This window comes from Candidatus Rhodoluna planktonica (assembly GCF_001854225.1).
GTDB classification, from domain to species: domain Bacteria; phylum Actinomycetota; class Actinomycetes; order Actinomycetales; family Microbacteriaceae; genus Rhodoluna; species Rhodoluna planktonica.
Map to the genome: position 1 here is coordinate 752,137 of NZ_CP015208.1, position 17,081 is coordinate 769,217.

General features: G+C 52.2%; 16 protein-coding genes. 8 read left to right on the forward strand and 8 right to left on the reverse strand.

From position 1 onward, the window contains the following. Positions 1-2 precede the first annotated feature (2 nt). From whiA to A4Z71_RS03760, 7 genes are all read left to right on the forward strand, one after another. Positions 3-980 carry a DNA-binding protein WhiA gene (gene whiA / locus A4Z71_RS03730; RefSeq protein ID WP_070954600.1) on the forward strand — a complete coding sequence of 326 codons (978 nt, stop codon included), beginning with the start codon at positions 3-5 and terminating at the stop codon, positions 978-980. A 57-nt stretch (positions 981-1,037) separates the two neighbouring features. Further along, positions 1,038-1,661 carry a superoxide dismutase gene (locus A4Z71_RS03735; RefSeq protein ID WP_070954601.1) on the forward strand — a complete coding sequence of 208 codons (624 nt, stop codon included), beginning with the start codon at positions 1,038-1,040 and terminating at the stop codon, positions 1,659-1,661. A 94-nt stretch (positions 1,662-1,755) separates the two neighbouring features. Beyond that, positions 1,756-2,766 (forward strand): type I glyceraldehyde-3-phosphate dehydrogenase, encoded by a 1,011-nt coding sequence (gap, locus tag A4Z71_RS03740; protein WP_070954602.1) that lies wholly within the window; start codon positions 1,756-1,758, stop codon positions 2,764-2,766. A gap of 29 nt (positions 2,767-2,795) precedes the next feature. Continuing rightward, positions 2,796-3,998, forward strand: coding sequence for a phosphoglycerate kinase (locus A4Z71_RS03745; RefSeq protein ID WP_070954603.1), 1,203 nt, complete (start codon positions 2,796-2,798; stop codon positions 3,996-3,998). A gap of 24 nt (positions 3,999-4,022) precedes the next feature. Beyond that, entirely contained in the window at positions 4,023-4,808 is a 786-nt protein-coding gene (tpiA, locus tag A4Z71_RS03750) for a triose-phosphate isomerase (protein WP_070954604.1), read from the forward strand. 29 nt (positions 4,809-4,837) lie between these two features. Next, the gene (gene secG, locus A4Z71_RS03755; protein WP_070954605.1) at positions 4,838-5,089 is read left to right on the forward strand and encodes a preprotein translocase subunit SecG; all 252 of its coding nucleotides are present in this window, start codon (positions 4,838-4,840) and stop codon (positions 5,087-5,089) included. Between the two features lie 8 nt (positions 5,090-5,097). After that, positions 5,098-5,475 (forward strand): RNA polymerase-binding protein RbpA, encoded by a 378-nt coding sequence (locus A4Z71_RS03760; protein ID WP_070954606.1) that lies wholly within the window; start codon positions 5,098-5,100, stop codon positions 5,473-5,475. 60 nt (positions 5,476-5,535) lie between these two features. Here the strand turns inward: A4Z71_RS03760 and pgl are convergent, their stop codons facing one another. Genes pgl through tkt form a run of 6 tightly spaced genes read right to left on the reverse strand, consistent with a single transcriptional unit; the run spans position 5,536 to position 13,592 of the window. After that, a complete protein-coding gene (pgl, locus tag A4Z71_RS03765) occupies positions 5,536-6,252 on the reverse strand; it encodes a 6-phosphogluconolactonase (protein WP_070954607.1) in 717 nt (238 codons plus the stop codon). A 15-nt stretch (positions 6,253-6,267) separates the two neighbouring features. Beyond that, complete coding sequence (locus A4Z71_RS03770) at positions 6,268-7,251, reverse strand: glucose-6-phosphate dehydrogenase assembly protein OpcA (RefSeq protein WP_070954608.1); 984 nt, start codon at positions 7,249-7,251, stop codon at positions 6,268-6,270. Beyond that, positions 7,248-8,789 (reverse strand): glucose-6-phosphate dehydrogenase, encoded by a 1,542-nt coding sequence (zwf, locus tag A4Z71_RS03775; RefSeq protein ID WP_070954609.1) that lies wholly within the window; start codon positions 8,787-8,789, stop codon positions 7,248-7,250. Before zwf ends, A4Z71_RS03770 begins: the two co-directional genes overlap by 4 nt. A gap of 7 nt (positions 8,790-8,796) precedes the next feature. Continuing rightward, complete coding sequence (locus A4Z71_RS03780; RefSeq protein ID WP_070954610.1) at positions 8,797-10,389, reverse strand: glucose-6-phosphate isomerase; 1,593 nt, start codon at positions 10,387-10,389, stop codon at positions 8,797-8,799. Beyond that, positions 10,389-11,486 carry a transaldolase gene (gene tal, locus A4Z71_RS03785; RefSeq protein WP_070954611.1) on the reverse strand — a complete coding sequence of 366 codons (1,098 nt, stop codon included), beginning with the start codon at positions 11,484-11,486 and terminating at the stop codon, positions 10,389-10,391. The genes A4Z71_RS03780 and tal overlap by 1 nt, the downstream gene beginning before the upstream one ends. A 15-nt stretch (positions 11,487-11,501) precedes the next feature. After that, on the reverse strand, positions 11,502-13,592 hold the full coding sequence (tkt, locus tag A4Z71_RS03790; RefSeq protein WP_070954612.1) for a transketolase: 2,091 nt from the start codon (positions 13,590-13,592) through the stop codon (positions 11,502-11,504). Between the two features lie 206 nt (positions 13,593-13,798). Between tkt and A4Z71_RS03795 the strand changes: the two genes are divergently transcribed. Continuing rightward, positions 13,799-14,722, forward strand: a complete 924-nt coding sequence (locus A4Z71_RS03795) for a heme o synthase (protein ID WP_070954613.1) — start codon at positions 13,799-13,801, stop codon at positions 14,720-14,722. An 11-nt stretch (positions 14,723-14,733) separates the two neighbouring features. Here A4Z71_RS03795 and A4Z71_RS03800 read toward each other — a convergent pair whose 3' ends face one another. Together A4Z71_RS03800 and A4Z71_RS03805 are read right to left on the reverse strand one after the other, a co-directional pair. Next, on the reverse strand, positions 14,734-16,098 hold the full coding sequence (locus A4Z71_RS03800; RefSeq protein ID WP_070954614.1) for a cryptochrome/photolyase family protein: 1,365 nt from the start codon (positions 16,096-16,098) through the stop codon (positions 14,734-14,736). Then, on the reverse strand, positions 16,099-16,956 hold the full coding sequence (locus tag A4Z71_RS03805) for a COX15/CtaA family protein (RefSeq protein ID WP_070954615.1): 858 nt from the start codon (positions 16,954-16,956) through the stop codon (positions 16,099-16,101). Positions 16,957-17,081: the final 125 nt, after the last annotated feature.

Here is a 17,081-nt window from a genome sequence, read left to right on the forward strand (position 1 = left end):
TCGTGGCCCTTACTGCAGATGTCAAGGATGAACTTGCTCGCCTCGAACTCAACAAGTCGGCTAACCGAGTTGCCGAACTTTCGACTATTTTGCGATTTGCCGGGGGACTCCATCTAATCTCCGGCCGTGTTGCTATCGAGGTAGAGGTGGATACCGCGGCCCTGGCTCGCCGGATCAGGAAAGACATAGCTGAACTGTTCGGAATTGAGAGCGAACTCGCGGTAATTTCTCCAGGCGGCATAAGACGTACCAGCCGTTACCAGGTGCGGGTAATTCCGCAGGGTGAAGTGCTTGCCCGTCAAACCGGGCTACTCGATCCACGAGGCCGCCCGGTGCGTGGGCTTCCGGCAAATTTGGTTTCCGGTTCGATTCAAGAAGCGCAAGCCATCTGGCGCGGTGCATTCTTGGCTCACGGTTCACTAACTGACCCCGGTCGCAGTGCAGCGCTTGAGGTTACGGCTCCGGGAAACGAAGCAGCAATGGCGCTTGTCGGTGTTGCCCGCAGATTGGGTGTCGTAGCCAAAGCACGTGAGGTGCGCGGCGTTTACCGCGTTGTTGTTCGCGAAGGTGAGGCAATCGCCGCCATGCTAACCCAGATGGGGGCCCATTCTCAGGTTCTCAAATGGGAAGAGATGCGGCTGCGTCGCGAGGTCAGAGCCACCGCTAACCGACTCGCCAATTTTGATGATGCCAACCTTAGGCGCTCAGCTCAAGCTGCTGTAGCCGCTGGTGCGCGCGTAGAACGTGCCCTAGAGATCCTTGGCGATACGGTTCCTGAGCACCTTCGCTATGCCGGCCAGCTGCGACTTCAGCACAAGCAGGCAAGTTTGGATGAATTGGGCCACTTAGCCCAACCGCCGATGACCAAGGATGCAATCGCGGGTCGAATTCGTCGACTTTTGGCAATGGCCGATAAGCGAGCTGAAGATCTGGGTATTCCCGGCACCGATGCTTTCCTACCCGACGACATCGACGACTAAACGGAATAAATTTTCGGTTTTTAGAACTTACCTAGATGAACGAAATCGGAGAAATAAATGAGCAAATACGTACTTCCAGAACTTTCATATGACTACTCGGCACTTGAGCCAAGCATTTCAGCCCGCATCATGGAATTGCACCACTCTAAGCACCACGCAGCCTATGTTGCCGGTGCAAACAGCGCTCTAGAGGCACTCGAGGCAGCTCGCGCAGCATCTGATTTTGCCAACATCAATCGTTTGCAGAAAGATTTGGCCTTCCACCTGGGCGGTCACACCAATCACTCCATTTTTTGGAAGAACCTAGCGCCAACCAACTCGGACCGACCTGAAGGTGAACTCGCAGCTGCAATCGACGAATTCTTCGGCAGCTTCGAGGCTTTCCAGGCGCACTTTAACGCAGCAGCCCTAGGTATCCAGGGTTCTGGCTGGGCATTTTTGGCCTGGGACATGATCGGTCAGCGCCTAATTATCGAGCAGCTTTATGACCAGCAGGGAAACGTGGTTGTCAGCACCATTCCTCTGCTGATGCTAGACATGTGGGAGCACGCTTTCTACCTCGACTACCAGAACGTAAAAGCCGACTACGTCAAGGCATTCTGGAGCATCATCAACTGGGCCGACGTGCAACAAAGATTTGCTGAGGCAAGCACAAAAACTAAAGGTCTGCTGCTAGTCTGATAGCAGTTTTTCACCCAAGGGCGCGTGGCAAACATTCATTTGAAAACCATGCGCCCTTGTTATTTTTTGGGCGCCCAAGCATTTGGAGTGCTAAATGGCAATTCGTGTTGGCATTAACGGCTTCGGCCGTATTGGTCGCAACTATCTTCGTGCAGCCCTTGCTAAAGGTACCGAACTTGAAATTGTTGCGGTAAACGACCTCAGTGACCCAGCCTCGCTGGCTCATCTATTGAAATACGACTCAATCACCGGACGCCTGCCTCAAGAGGTAAGCGTCGATGGCCAGAACATCATCGTTGGTGGTCAGGTAATCAAGGTTCTTGCCGAGCGCGATCCAGCCGCTCTTGGTTGGGGTGAACTCGGTGTAGACATCGTTATCGAGTCAACCGGACGTTTCACCGATGCCGAAAAAGCTAAGGCACACATCGCCGCTGGAGCCAAGAAGGTTCTAATTTCAGCTCCGGCAACAGGTGAAGACGCAACATTCGTTTTGGGTGTGAACGAGGACCTCTACGACAACGACAAGCACCACATCATTTCGAATGCGTCATGCACCACCAACTGCTTGGCACCTTTTGCCAAGGTCTTCAACGACAAATTCGGTATTGAAAATGGTCTGATGACCACAGTTCACGCCTACACCGCCGATCAGAACCTACAGGATGGCCCACACAGCGACCTTCGTCGCGCTCGTGCAGCAGCTTTGAACATCGTGCCTTCGTCAACCGGAGCAGCAAAGGCCATCGGCCTAGTTTTGCCAGAGTTGAAGGGCAAGCTTGACGGCTACGCACTTCGCGTCCCAGTCCCGACCGGTTCAATCACCGACCTGACTTTGGTTTCTAAAGTTGATGTCACCGTTGACGAAATCAAGCAGGCCTACAAAGAGGCGGCAGCCGCCGGTCCGATGAAGGGAATCCTCAAGTACACCGAGGATCCAATTGTTTCATCTGACATTGTTACCGACCCACACTCATCAATTGTTGATGCGGGCCTCATCAAGGTAATCGGTCGAACAGTTAAAATTTCATCTTGGTACGACAACGAGTGGGGTTACTCAAACCGTTTGGTTGAGCTAACCGAACTTGTTGCCAGCAAACTCAAGTAACTAACAATCCAGATAGAGAAATAACCAATATGCGCGCCATTGCTGACCTGCCCAAGCTAAGCGGTAAGCGGGTCATCATCCGCTGCGACCTTAATGTTCCGTTGGATGGTGGCAACATCACCGATGACGGACGAATTGTGGCTTCGGTGCCAACCATCAAGTATTTGGTGGACCAGGGTGCTCGCGTAGTGGTTATTTCTCATCTGGGTCGGCCCGATGGCGAGCGAAACCTCAAGTATTCGCTTGAACCGGTAGCCAACCGCCTGAGTGAATTACTCAACCAGCCAGTGCTTTTTGCAGCCGACACGGTGGGCATCCAGGCTCGCGGTGCGGTTGCTGCTCTAGACAACGGTGGGGTAGTGGTTCTCGAAAACTTACGCTTCAACGCTGCAGAAACAAGCAAAGATGAGGCCGAGCGAGTTGAATTTGCCGCAAAGCTTGCTGAACTGGGCGATTTGTTTGTTTCTGACGGCTTCGGCGTCGTTCACCGCAAACAAGCCAGCGTATTTGAACTTGCTAAAGCTTTGCCGAGTGTAGCTGGCTTCCTCATCGAAAAAGAACTCGAAGTACTAACCAGACTGACTGAAAATCCAGAACGGCCTTACACGGTAGTTCTTGGCGGGTCTAAAGTTTCCGACAAGTTGGGCGTCATCGACCACCTTCTTCCAACTGTCGACAAGCTTTTAGTTGGCGGCGGAATGGTCTTCACTTTCTTGGCAGCCCAAGGCTTCAAAGTAGGCTCAAGCTTGTTAGAGGCAGACCAAATCGACACCTGCAAAAACTACCTTCAGCGAGCTCAAGAACTTGGTGTCGAAGTCATTCTGCCGACTGACATTTTGGTGGCATCAAAATTTGGCGCAGATGCCGAAATTGCTGTGACTGCTGCTGACTCCATCGAGTCAAGCCCATTCGGCGAAACCGGCTTGGGTCTAGACATTGGCCCAGAGTCGGCCCAACTATTCGCCAACGAGATCAAAAACTCGAAAACAGTCTTCTGGAATGGGCCGATGGGCGTTTTCGAAATTGAGAAATTTGCAGCCGGCACCAAGTCTGTTGCCCAAGCCCTAACCGAAGTGGCTGGGCTGAGCGTGGTTGGTGGCGGCGATTCGGCAGCAGCTGTTCGCATTCTCGGTTTCGCCGATAGCCAGTTTGGCCACATTTCAACCGGAGGCGGAGCCAGCCTAGAATTTTTAGAGGGCAAGTCGCTACCGGGTCTAGAAACTCTGCGCTAATCAACGTCAAATTTAAGGATTCAAATGTCTAATCGTCTTCCCCTCATTGCCGGCAACTGGAAAATGAACCTTGACCACCAGCAGGCAATCGCTCTGGTCCAGAAACTTGCCTGGACTCTTAACGATGCTGGACACGACTACAAGAGCGTTGAAACCGCAGTTTTCCCACCATTCACCGACCTACGAAGTGTGCAAACACTTATCGATGCAGACAAAATCGAATTTTCGCTTGGTGCCCAAGACCTTTCTAAGCATGAAAGCGGAGCATTCACCGGTGAAATTGCCGGCTCTTTCCTAAAGAAGCTAGACGTCAAATTTGTCTTGGTTGGCCACTCTGAACGACGCAGCTACCACAACGAAAATGACGAAGTGGTACAAGCAAAGACAGCAGCCGCCTTTAAGCACGGACTCATCCCGGTGATCTGTGTCGGTGAAACACTAGAAGAACTTGAAAATGAGGGCGCTGCAGCAGTTCCGGTTAGACAAACCCTTGCTGCATTGGCAAACCATGCTGAACTCGGTGAATTCGTCATCGCCTACGAGCCAGTCTGGGCAATTGGCACCGGAAAAGTTGCAACCCCCGAAGAAGCAGCTCAGGTTTGCGCCAAAATTCGTGAAGCAATCGCAGACGCTCATTCGCCCGAAGTTGCCGCTGCAACGCGCATTCTTTACGGCGGTTCAGTTAAAGCGGCTAATGTTGCAGGCTTCCTAAAGAGCACCGAGGTTGATGGTGTTTTGGTTGGAGGGGCCAGCCTCGATGCCGAAGAATTCGCGGGGATCGTGCGCTTTCAGAAGCACATCAGCCTATAATTTTCTAGAACCCAAATAAAGGATTTACCATGGCCGCTCTACAAATTGCGCTCAACATCATGCTGGCAATCACCAGCCTTCTGTTGACCCTACTCATCCTGCTGCACAAAGGGCGCGGTGGCGGTCTGTCCGACATGTTTGGTGGTGGCGTCACCTCAAGCTTGCAAACCTCCGGTGTGGCTGAACGTAACCTCAACCGAATCACCATCATCCTTGGGCTTATCTGGGTTGTTGTGATTATCGCACTTGGTTTGTTCACCCGATTCAACCTCGCTGGCTAAGGAACTAAATGTCTAACGGAGGCTCAGCAATTCGAGGATCACGCATCGGCGCTGGTCCAATGGGTGAAACCGATCGTGGTTTCAAGGCAGACAGAGTAGTAATTAGTTACTACTGCGCTAATGGCCATGTTCAGTCACCCCAATTTGCAGCCAACGTCGACCCGGCCGAAATCCCAGAACAGCTAGACTGCCCAAATTGCGGTCTGCCATCGGGTCAAGACAAAGAGAACCCGCCAGTCATCGCCAAGCACGAGCCATACAAGACTCACCTGGCTTACGTCAAAGAGCGTCGCACTCAAGAGGAAGCGGATCAGCTACTTGAAGAGGCAGTCTCTGCGGTGCGCGAACGACGCATCAGACTTGCTGAAGCTGCTAAAGGCAAATAAAAACTAAGCAACCGGCTCAACAAAATTTCAGCCAGGGTAATTTTTGAGCTGTACTTCAGGTCAGTTAGACCAAACTGAACTTGCAGCCGCATTATCTAAAAACCATCTGGTCTCATCTTCACCATGTACTCGGCCGACAGGCAAACGCTCAGGTTGATCTGAAAAGGCAACCTCGACCGCTTTGGCTTTATCGCTTCCGGCTACTACAAACCAAATTTCCCGAGCTGAATTTAGAGCCTCATAGGTGAAACTCAAACGCTGGGGTGGAGGCTTAGGGGAGTTGCTCTCGGCCATCACCCATTCGCCGGCTGGGATTTCCGGCTTTTCTGGAAACAAACTTGCCACGTGACCATCCGGACCAATTCCGAGGAAAGCTAGGTCAAAAACGGGCTTAACCGCTTCTACATGTGAACTGAATTTAGCCAGCGCCTCGGCTAAAGAAAAGTTATCAGCGGCTGGAAATTCATGAACTTTGGCTGGGTCAAGACTTATCTTTTCAAGCAACGCTTTACGAGCCTGGTTGGCGTTTCTATCTTCGCTAGCTGCATCAACAAAACGCTCGTCACCCCACCAAAAATGAACCCGCTGCCAATCGATTGAGGAAGCCTCAGCTGTCTCGGCGATCGCAGCCAGGGTTGCGATTCCGACTGTGCCACCGGTTAGTAAAATGTGGGTTTCTGACTTATCGGCCAGAACTTTCTTGAGGTGAGCAACAAATTCGTTGGCAGCGCCTTTGGCAACGGCCGCCGAATCGGCAAATCGAGTTACCCTAACCATTCGCGTTTACCGACTTTACTTACCGGCGGTTTTAGGCAGACCTGAGGTTCGCTTGGTAACCTTCGGTCGAACCGCTTTTGCGTTGAATCGCTTGGTGATGACAACTCCGAACAGATCGTCTGGATCCAAGCGACGCATGTCCTCACTGAGGCAGTCGCGCAGAGATCTTCTCGGTAAGGCCACATCGCGGGTGGGTTGAGTCGGCTGAATGAGTGTGGCTACATCCGGTTGATTGCGAACAATTTCGATGTCGCCAGATTTACGGATAAGTCGAACCGCGTAAATGCCGTTGTCAGATTTGCCTCTCGGTGTTCGAATCTGTTTAACCTGCACCTTGAGCTTTAGTTCAAGCCATGCCGCCAACAAGTCTGTCGAGGGGGAGTCAATTGCTCCGGTAACCTCCGCCGCGATTATGGAATCGTAGGGCGGTTGGTCCAAGATTGTAGCCAGTTGCTGACGTAACAGAGTCAGCCTGGTCCAGGCGAAATCGCTATCACCGGGAGTGTAATGTTTCCCCAACTGGCATAGAAAAGCGAACGGATCTTTCTGATTAGCAGCGTCGGTAATTCGACGGGTCGCGATTCGACCTAGGGGCGATTTTGCCAAATGTTCGGGGGCGGCTCCTGGCCACCAGACCACTACCGGGGCATCAGGCAAAAGCAAACCGGTAACCAAACCTTCGGGGTCGCTGGCTGCCTCACCGTAAGCTCGCAAGATGATGACTTCGGAAGCCCCGGCATCACCTCCAACTCGAATTTGAGCATCGAGTCGGGCATCTTTTTTGCTCTTGGTGTTGTCATCAGCTAGAACAATAATTCGACACGGGTGTTCGCGTGACGCGTCATTGGCTGCTTGAATGGCGGTTTCAATCCCTTTGAAGTCAGTTTCAATAATCAAAGTTAGAACTCGACCGAGAGCAACAGCTCCGCCCTGTTCGCGCAATTGAATCAGCGACTTGGAAACTTTACTGACTGATGTGTTTGGAAGATCAATGATCACGGGATTCTCCACTCGCGGCCGTCTTGGGCAAGCATCTGATGTGCCGATTCTGGACCCCAGGTGCCGGGACGATACTGCTGCGGTGGCCCTTGCTTAGCCCAAAAATTTATAATCGGATCAAGAATTTTCCACGATAACTCAACTTCTTCGTGCCTTGGGAAAAGTGGCGGATCTCCCAATAGAACATCAAGGATCAAACGCTCGTAAGCCTCAGGACTTGCTTCAGTAAAGGCGTGTCCGTAGCCAAAGTCCATGGTCACATCGCGAATTTGCATTCCAACACCCGGCACCTTGGAACCAAATCTAATGGTTACACCCTCGTCTGGCTGAACTCGAATAACCAACGCATTTTGCCCCAGAGCGCTGGTCTGTTCTTCAGCGAAAAGTTGCTGTGGAGCACGTTTGAAAACGACTGCGATTTCGGTTACGCGACGCCCTAGACGCTTTCCGGCCCTCAAGTAGAAAGGAACACCGGCCCAGCGTCTGGTGTTGATGTCTAGGCGCATGGCAGCAAAAGTTTCTGAAACCGACTTGGGATTCATACCTTCTTCTTGCAAGAAGCCTTGAACTTTTTCGCCACCCTGCCAGCCGCTAGAGTACTGACCTCGAGCGGTGTACTTTCCTAGGTCTTTCGGTAACCGCACCGCAGACAGAACCTTTTCTTTTTCTGCTCTTAGGTCGGCTGCATCGAACGAAACCGGCTCTTCCATGGCGGTTAGCGCCAGCAACTGCAAAAGGTGATTCTGAATCACATCTCGGGCAGCACCAATACCGTCGTAGTAGCCGGCACGACCGCCAACACCGATATCTTCAGCCATGGTGATTTGCACGTGATCGATGTAGTTTGCGTTCCAGAGCGGCTCAAACAACTGGTTAGCGAAGCGCAGGGCCAGAATGTTCTGAACCGTTTCTTTACCCAAATAGTGGTCGATGCGGAAGACAGCGTCAGCAGGAAAAACCGACTCGACTACATCATTCAATTCGCGAGAAGACTGCAAATCGTGACCGAAAGGTTTCTCGATAACTACACGGCGAAACTGATCCTGTTTTGGTTCAGCCAGCGAGCTTCGCTTGAGCTGTTGACAAACCTGAGCAAACGATTTCGGTGGAATCGAAAGGTAGAAGGCGTGATTTCCGTTTGTTCCGCGATCTCTGTCTAATTCCTCGATTGTTGCTCGCAGGCGATCGAATGCCGCATCATCATCGAACTCACCTTGTACAAAGCGAATACCGGTAGATAACTGCTGCCAAACATCTTCAGACCATGGGGTGCGCGCGTACTGTTGAACTGCTTCCTTGACCACCTTGCTGAAATCTTGGTGCTCCCATTCGCGCCTGGCAAAACCAACCAACGCAAAACCTGGTGGAAGTAGACCACGATTGGCAAGATCATAAACGGCTGGCATTAGCTTCTTGCGAGATAGGTCTCCGGTCACACCGAAGATAATCAGTCCTGAAGGGCCGGCAATCCGATTAAGGCGTCGGTCTCCTGCATCCCTAAGGGGATTCAAGCCGGGGGCAATTTTGGCGGGTGACATTTGATCCTTAGATTACGGACTTCAGCATATCGATGGCTGCTTTAGCATCGGCCAGGGTGAGGGTGAGCACAGGAAGCGAGTGTGAGCCAAGCACCTTGGCGTCACCGGCTGCCTGCGAAGCAATTAGTTCGCCAAAGGTAAAGTCTCGTCCAGGTACAGCGATGTCTTGTTTTGCACTTGAAAGCAACTGCAAATAGACACCTTGCTTTGGTCCACCCTTGTGATATTGACCAGTAGAGTGCAGAAACCTAGGGCCCCAACCGAAAGTTACCGGACGCCGAGTGCGATTCGCGATGGCATCGCGCAATTCGGCTGCTTCAGGAACTGAAGTGCGGTCGAGATAGGCGTGAATCGAAACATAGCCCTCGTCATCATCGAGGGTGGATAGGAATGCCGCTACAGCCGCGGAAACCGAACTTACTCCGTCAAGAGACAGGGCAGTGGCCCGCACCTCGACACCGTTGTCGCTAAACAAGGCAGCAACTTGCTCATCTCTCGATTCGAGCATTCCACGGGCAGCAATTTTCGCCGATTCTACGTCTGGTTGATCAAATGGGTTGATCCCGATCAGTCGACTCGCTACAACAGTTGCATACTCCCAGAGCAAAAATTGAGCACCGAGTGAACCCGAGACAGCAACTGCATCTAGAGCCGGAACCTTGGCATCCTGTTGAACATAGACGGCGACCAAGTCGGCCAAGCCAGAGCTAAGTTCTGCGCTTTCTGGGGTAAGAACTAGCGGTAGAACACCTTTTCCTTGCTTTCCGGTTGACTCAGCAATTAGTTGTTCAGCCCAGTCACCAAAACCAACAATCTCGGTGCCATCGGCGACGATTCCAATCTTGTCGCGGTAACCCATCTCACCGGATGTGCGAGCGAGTGCAGCACCGAGAATTAGACCCGGATTTTGTTCCGTGTCAACAGCCAAAATCTTGGCTGCCGCTTGAGCGTCAGAAATTAATGATTTGATGTCGGCGCCGGCAAGACCGGATGGCACCAACCCAAATGCAGTGAGGGCACTGTAACGGCCACCAACGGTTGGATCGGCATTGAAGATACGATAGCCGTCGGCCTTTGCCGCCGCTTCCATTGGTGAGCCTGGATCGGTGACAACAACGATGCGGTCGACCTTGTCGATTCCGGCATCGGTGAATGCTTTTTCGAAAATGCGTTTCTGCGAATCTGTTTCAACAGTAGAACCAGATTTTGAAGAAACAATTACCGCGGTTTTGTTCAGGTCGCCGGCTAGTGCCGCCCCAATTTGGTCTGGATGGGTTGAATCAAGAACAACCAATTCAACATTCGCTGTTCTAGTGATTACCTCCGGCGCCAGCGAAGAGCCGCCCATACCGCACAAAACAAATCGATTGACGCCCTTGGCATTGAATTCTTTCTTCAGCTGAAGAATTGACTCAACCAGGTCATCGGCTACCACGGCAGAATCAACCCAGCCCAGACGAATCGATGACTCGGCCTCGGCCTCTTTGCCCCAAAGTGTGAAATCTTTAGCCGCAATTCGACTGGCAACTTTGTCGTTAACTAATTGACCAACCGTATTTGCGACTGCAGCTGCAGCAGTACCCGAGGCAATAACCTGCATTACTTGGCTCCTTCAAGCGCGGTAGATACGGTTTGAACCAATTCGTTCCACGAGACGATGAATTTGTCTACGCCCTCTTTTTCGAGCAGGTCAGTGGCCTGATCTAGAGAAACGCCAGCCGCGGCAACAGCGGCTAGGACTTCTCGAGCATTTTCGTAGTTATTGGTGATTGAAGCGTTTGGCACAACACCGTGGTCGAAAACGGCCTCCATTGTTTTTTCAGGCATGGTGTTAACCAGCTGGGGAGCAACCAATTCGGTGACGTATAGAGTGTCTGGCAGATTTGGGTCCTTCACACCAGTTGATGCCATCAACGGACGCTGCACATTGGCACCGGCAGCAGCCAATTCCGACCAGTCAGCAGAAGCAAACTCTTGCTCGAAGACTTCATAAGCCAACCTGGCATTGGCCAACGCGGCTTGGCTCTTCAACTCTGGATGGCCGACCGACTCGAGTTGCTTATCGATTTCTGTGTCAACGCGAGAAACGAAGAATGAAGCCACTGAGTGGATCTTGCTTAGGTCGAGGCCTTTTGCCTGAGCCTGTTTCACACCCTCGATGTAGGCCGCGATAACTTCGCGATATCTTGCCAGCGAGAAGATTAGGGTCACGTTGACGCTGATACCTTCCGCGATTACGGCGGTGATGGCGGCCAAGCCTTCTTTAGTGGCGGGAATCTTGATCATCACATTCTCGCGGTTTACCTTGGCAAACAATTCTTTAGCCTGCGCAATTGTGCCGGCAGCGTCAAAGGCCAAACCAGGTTCAACCTCGATAGATACGCGGCCGTCGAATCCAGCAGAAGAATGGTAAACGTCGGCAAAAATGTCGCAGGCATCAGCGACATCCTTGGTTGTAATCTCAAAAATAGCCTCTGTTGCTGAGGCACCGGCAGAAGCCAATTCGGCTACTTGAGCCTGATACCCCTCACCCTTAGCTAGGGCACCGGCAAAAATTGTTGGATTGGTGGTTACGCCCGAAACAGAGCGTGAAGCGATTAGATCTTTCAGGCCACCTGAGACGATGCGTGAGCGGGAAAGATCATCTAGCCAGATACTGACGCCGTTTTCGGCTAGCTGGGCAAGTGGGTTTGTCATGTTTTTCTCCAAGCTTTAGTTAGCCAACGCAGTTTTAGCTGCTGCGACGACGGCATCGGTTGTGATACCAAATTCACGGAATAGGGTTTTGTAGTCGGCTGAGGCACCAAAGTGCTCAATTGACACGCTTTGACCCTTGGCGCCGACATATTTCGACCAACCCAGAGCCAAACCGGCTTCAACCGATACTCTTGCGGCAACAGAGCTGGGCAGAACTGATTCACGATATTCAGCTGATTGCTCATCAAACCATTCAAGACAAGGTGCTGAAACCACGCGAGTCGAAATACCTTCGGCCTCGAGAGCCTCTCGAGCGGCAACCGCTAACTGAACTTCAGAACCGGTAGCCATGAGGATGACTTGCGGGACACCGCTGGCGGCGTCCACCAAGGTGTAAGCACCGCGAGAAACCAAATCGGCATTCGCGAAGGTAGCGCCGGTAGAGTCTGCCTCACCGCGTTTGAACACCGGAATGTTTTGACGGGTTAGCGCGATACCGGCTGGACCGTTTCGACGCTCAAGGATTGCCTTCCAAGCAAAGGCAGTCTCATTCGCATCGGCCGGGCGAACCACAGCAAGGTTTGGAATAGCTCGCAAGGTGGCAAGTTGCTCAATTGGTTGGTGGGTTGGTCCGTCTTCACCAAGGGCAACTGAGTCGTGTGTCCATACGAAAATCGAAGGGACTCCCATTAGTGCAGCAAGACGCACTGCAGGACGCATGTAATCGCTGAAGATTAGGAAGGTGCCACCAAAAGCGCGGGTATTTCCGTGCAGGGCGATACCGTTCAAGATTGACGCCATGGCGTGTTCACGAATACCGAAGTGCAAGACTCGACCGTATTTGTCACCGGTCCACTCGTGAGTTGACCATTGCTCTGGTACGAACGATTTTGCTCCGGCAATTGTGGTGTTGTTCGATTCGGCTAGATCGGCCGAACCACCCCATAACTCTGGCATTACTGAAGCGATCGCATTGATAACTTTGCCCGAAGCTGCTCTGGTCGAAACCTCGGTACCAGCTTCGAATTTTGGCAAGGATGCCTCTAGCTCGGTGGGTAACTGACCCGACTGAACGCGATCGAAAAGTTTCTTCTTATCTGGATTTGCCAAAGCCCAAGCGTCAAACTTTGCTTGCCAAGCAGCTTTGACCTCGTCGGCTTGTTTCTGGTAGCCGCGAGTGTGAGAAATTACCTCATCGGCAACCTCAAAAGTCTTTTCTGGGTCGAAACCCAAAGCCTGCTTTAGACCGGCCAATTCTTCAGCACCCAAAGCCGAGCCGTGAATTTTTCCGGTGTTCTGCTTCTTTGGTGAAGGCCAACCGATGATGGTGCGCAGCGTAATTAGCGACGGCTTGTCGGTGACAGCTTTAGCTTTCTGAATAGCCTCGTAGAGTTCGTTCAAATCTTCGACGTAGTTGCCGGTTTTTTTCCAGTCAACTGTCTGAACGTGCCAGCCATAGGCTTCGTAGCGAGCGTTCAAGTTTTCAGTGAAAGCGATGTTGGTGTCGTCTTCAATTGAGATTTGGTTGGAGTCGTAGATGACTACCAAGTTTCCCAATTTTTGGTGTCCGGCGAGCGACGCAGCTTCAGCGGTGACGCCCTCCTGCATATCGCCATCTCCGGCAATTACGTATACGTGGTGGTCGAAAGCCGATTCACCCTCGGCGGTCTGAGGATCAAATAATCCGCGTTCAAATCTGGCAGCATATGCAAATCCGGTAGCTGAGGCTAAACCCTGACCGAGTGGACCGGTGGTAATTTCGACACCCTTGGTGTGTCCGTACTCGGGGTGACCCGGTGTTGCCGAACCCCAGGTTCGAAGTGCCTTGATGTCATCGAGTTCTAGGCCGTAACCGTGCAGGTAAAGCTGGTTGTATAGAGTAAGCGAAGAGTGCCCAACTGAAAGAATGAAGCGATCGCGACCGACCCACTTCTCATCACTTGGATCATGGCGCATCACCTTGTTGAACAAGAGGTAGGCAACTGGCGCCAAGCTAATTGCGGTGCCGGGGTGCCCGTTACCCACTTTTTCTACGGCATCTGCGGCTAAAACACGTGCGGTGTCTACAGCTTTTTGATCCAATTCAGACCACTGAAGTGATGTCAAAAGATTGTCCTTTCGGAAGGTTTGGTCAACATTAAGAAATTTGGCTAATGCGCTGAGCTTCGATTCATTGGCGGCACTGCCGAAACGGTAGTTGACGATGCATTACACCGGGGGAGACTCGCATTCCGTTTGGACAAAGTCTACACTCCCGCGGTGCCAAATCAGGCGGAATGCCGGCTCAACATTTTGACTTAGACTTGTGTGAAATGAGTCAACAAGATGCCGCTGTTACCCGCGCCCGCAAGATGGGGTTTGTCGGCAAGGCTAAAGCATATGTCGCGCTTACCAAACCGCGCGTTATCGAGTTGCTTCTAATAACCACTGTCCCCACCATGATTTTGGCTCAGCAGGGCCTTCCCGACATCTGGTTGGTGTTGGCCACACTGGTAGGTGGAGCACTCAGCGCCGGAAGCGCCAACTCTTTCAACTGCTACATCGATGCCGATATCGACAAAATAATGGGTCGAACTAAAAATCGACCCCTGGTTACCGGTGAACTGAGCAAGCGTGAAGCCTGGGTTTTTGCCTGGGTTATCGGTGTTGCCTCGGTGCTCTGGTTAGGATTTTTGACCAACTGGCTGGCAGCGATGCTCTCGCTTAGTGCCATCCTTTTCTACGTTCTGATTTACACGATGGTGCTGAAACGCAGAACTTCGCAAAACATTGTCTGGGGTGGGGCAGCAGGGGCAATGCCGGTGGCTATTGGCTGGGCTGCAGTAACCGGCACAGTTGATCTGGCCGCCTGGATCCTGTTTCTAATCATCTTCCTCTGGACACCACCGCACTATTGGCCACTATCGATGCGTTACCGCGAAGACTATGCAAACGCCAAAGTGCCAATGCTGCCGGTGGTAAAACCAATCGGCACAGTCGCCGTGCAAATCATTCTGTACAGCTGGGCCATGGTGGTTTCGAGTTTGCTGCTTATTCCGGCAGCAAACATGGGCTGGACGTACACAATCGTTGCGGTCGCAACTGGAATCTGGTTTCTTTTTGACGCCTTCAGGCTCTATCGTGAAGCTCTTAAAGGTGGAGCGGTCAAGAACCCGATGCGGCTATTCCACGGATCAATCAGCTACTTGACTCTGCTGTTCTTAGCAGTAGCCGTAGATCCGCTATTGCCGTTCTAATTCGCCGGAAATTACTTTTTCGAAATCTCCGACAATCTGGCCAGTGATTCCAGACGTTCGGCGCCGTGATCGACAATCGGCAGCGAATACCCGTTAACCAAACCATCAATCAGCTGCCAAGGCTCATGGACAGATTTTCCGCTAATGTGACGCAGTTCTGGCACGTAGCGCCTCACATAATCACCTTCGGGATCGAATTTATAGCCTTGGCTAATCGGGTTGAAAATTCGAAAATATGGCGAGGCGTCCGTGCCACAACCCGCGGTCCATTGCCAGCCGTGCGAATTCGATGCCGGATCAAAATCAGTCAGGTTCTTTTCAAACCACTCTGCGCCCTGCTGCCATTCGAGGTGAAGGTCTTTGACTAAAAACGAAGCGACAATCATGCGTACTCGATTGTGCATCCAGCCCGTCTCGAGCAGTTGGCGCATGCCGGCATCAACCATCGGAAAGCCGGTTTTGCCCTGCTGCCAGGCTGCCAATTTGGCCTCGGCCGCGGGGCCAGAGTCGTAGCGCATCAAACTGAATTTTTGGTCGTAGTAATCGGTTAGCGTATGCGGGTTGTGCCAGAGGACATCCGCGTAAAACTCGCGCCACGCAATTTCCTTACGAAATACCAAGGCACCTGAACTCTCACCTAAACGGTCGAGTATGGTTCGGGGATGAATTTCACCGTGGGCTAATGCGTGACTCAGATGTGAAGTTCCGGATAGGTCAGACCGATCGCGCAACTCGTCATAGTTTTGCAGTGCCCGTTTTTCAAATTTAGCCAGCGTTTCTAGAGCAAATTGTTCACCGGCCCTAATTTCAAAAGGCGCTGGTGCAGTTGGAGTTGGCCGACCATGGCACTGAAGTGGCTCAATCCAGGTGGCACCGGACTCGAGGGAAACCGGTCTTGACCAGCCGCGTTCAAACCAGGCTCGAAAAAAAGGTGTGTAAACCCGATAGGGGGAGCCATCCGCTTTTCTGACCGAGCCCGGTTCAACCGCGTAATAACTGTCATCTAGTTGCAGAAACACGCCATGCTCTTTGAGGGCCAGACCGACACGATTTTGCTCGGCCACGCCGGCAGGGTCATATGCTCGCGTAGCGTGGACGACCTTGGCACTGGCAGCAGCAGCCAATTCAATTAGCGACTGAGCCACATCGCCGTTCCTGATGGTTAGTTTTCGATCAAGCGAGGCACCCAAAGAGTCGAGACTGGCGACCAGTGAATGCTGCCTTATCGGGCTAAGTGCGCCAAATTCTGCCGGATCGACGCAGAAAACCGGCGCAACCGAACCGTCGCCATCTGCCTTGGCAGCTTTGATCGCCGCATTGAGGGCAACGTTATCGTTTAGTCTTCGATCGCGCCTGAACCAAAAAATGCGGGCCATTTATTTTGAGCTTTTGTTGGCCACAAGGTTGAAAGTGAGCAGGGCGATGATCACCGAGGCGCCAAGCATGTGGGCAGCCACCAAGAACGGTGGAACACCAAGTCGAGCCTGGGCGACGCCGATAATCGCTTGAATCACGCTGGCCACAAACAGGCCGGCGGTAATTTTCGAACTGAGTTTTGCCAATTCCTTGCGACTTAGCCAAAGTTGCAAGACGATTAGCGCCAACATCAGATAGCCCGGATAACTGTGCAGATGCTGCCAAATTTCTAGATCCAAACCATTGCGCGGTGTTTTTGCGTCGCCTGCGTGCGGGCCTGCTCCGGTAACTACGATTCCAACCAGAACACTGATCCAACCAACCACTAGCACTAGCCAGCTCAAACCGGTGCGGTTAGATTTTGAACTCTCGCTCGGCTTGTAAACTCGCCAGACCAACATGGCTGCGATAGCGATCAAAATACCGCTGACGACAAAGTGAGCGCCGACCACCCAAGGGTTTAGTCCGGTTAGCACGGTGATACCGCCGAGAAGCGCCTGGGCAACAATACCCAAACCGAGAGCTAGCGATGGCCAAACTAAGCCTTTACGATTGCCCCTACCCAGCCTCATCACGGTGATGAAGGTGAGTAGAGCAATGATGATAAGGACGAAGGTAAGCAGGCGGTTGCCAAACTCGATAGCGCCGTGCAAACCCATCTCAGGAACAGTGATTAGCGAATCATCGGTGCATTTTGGCCAGGTGGGGCAGCCTAAACCCGAGCCGGTTAGGCGAACTAGACCACCGGTCACCACAATCAGAATTTGACTAGCCAGTGATAGCCATGCATAAAGTCGGATTCGCTGCGCGGAAAACATGTTGACCTTTCGGTGGTTCTGGCGAGAGTCGTTGAATAGACTAGGCAAAGATTTTTAGTTAGCGTCTCAGCTACAAAAACCTCAACTACAGTTTCGCACACGAAATTTACCGCTGCGCCGGGAAT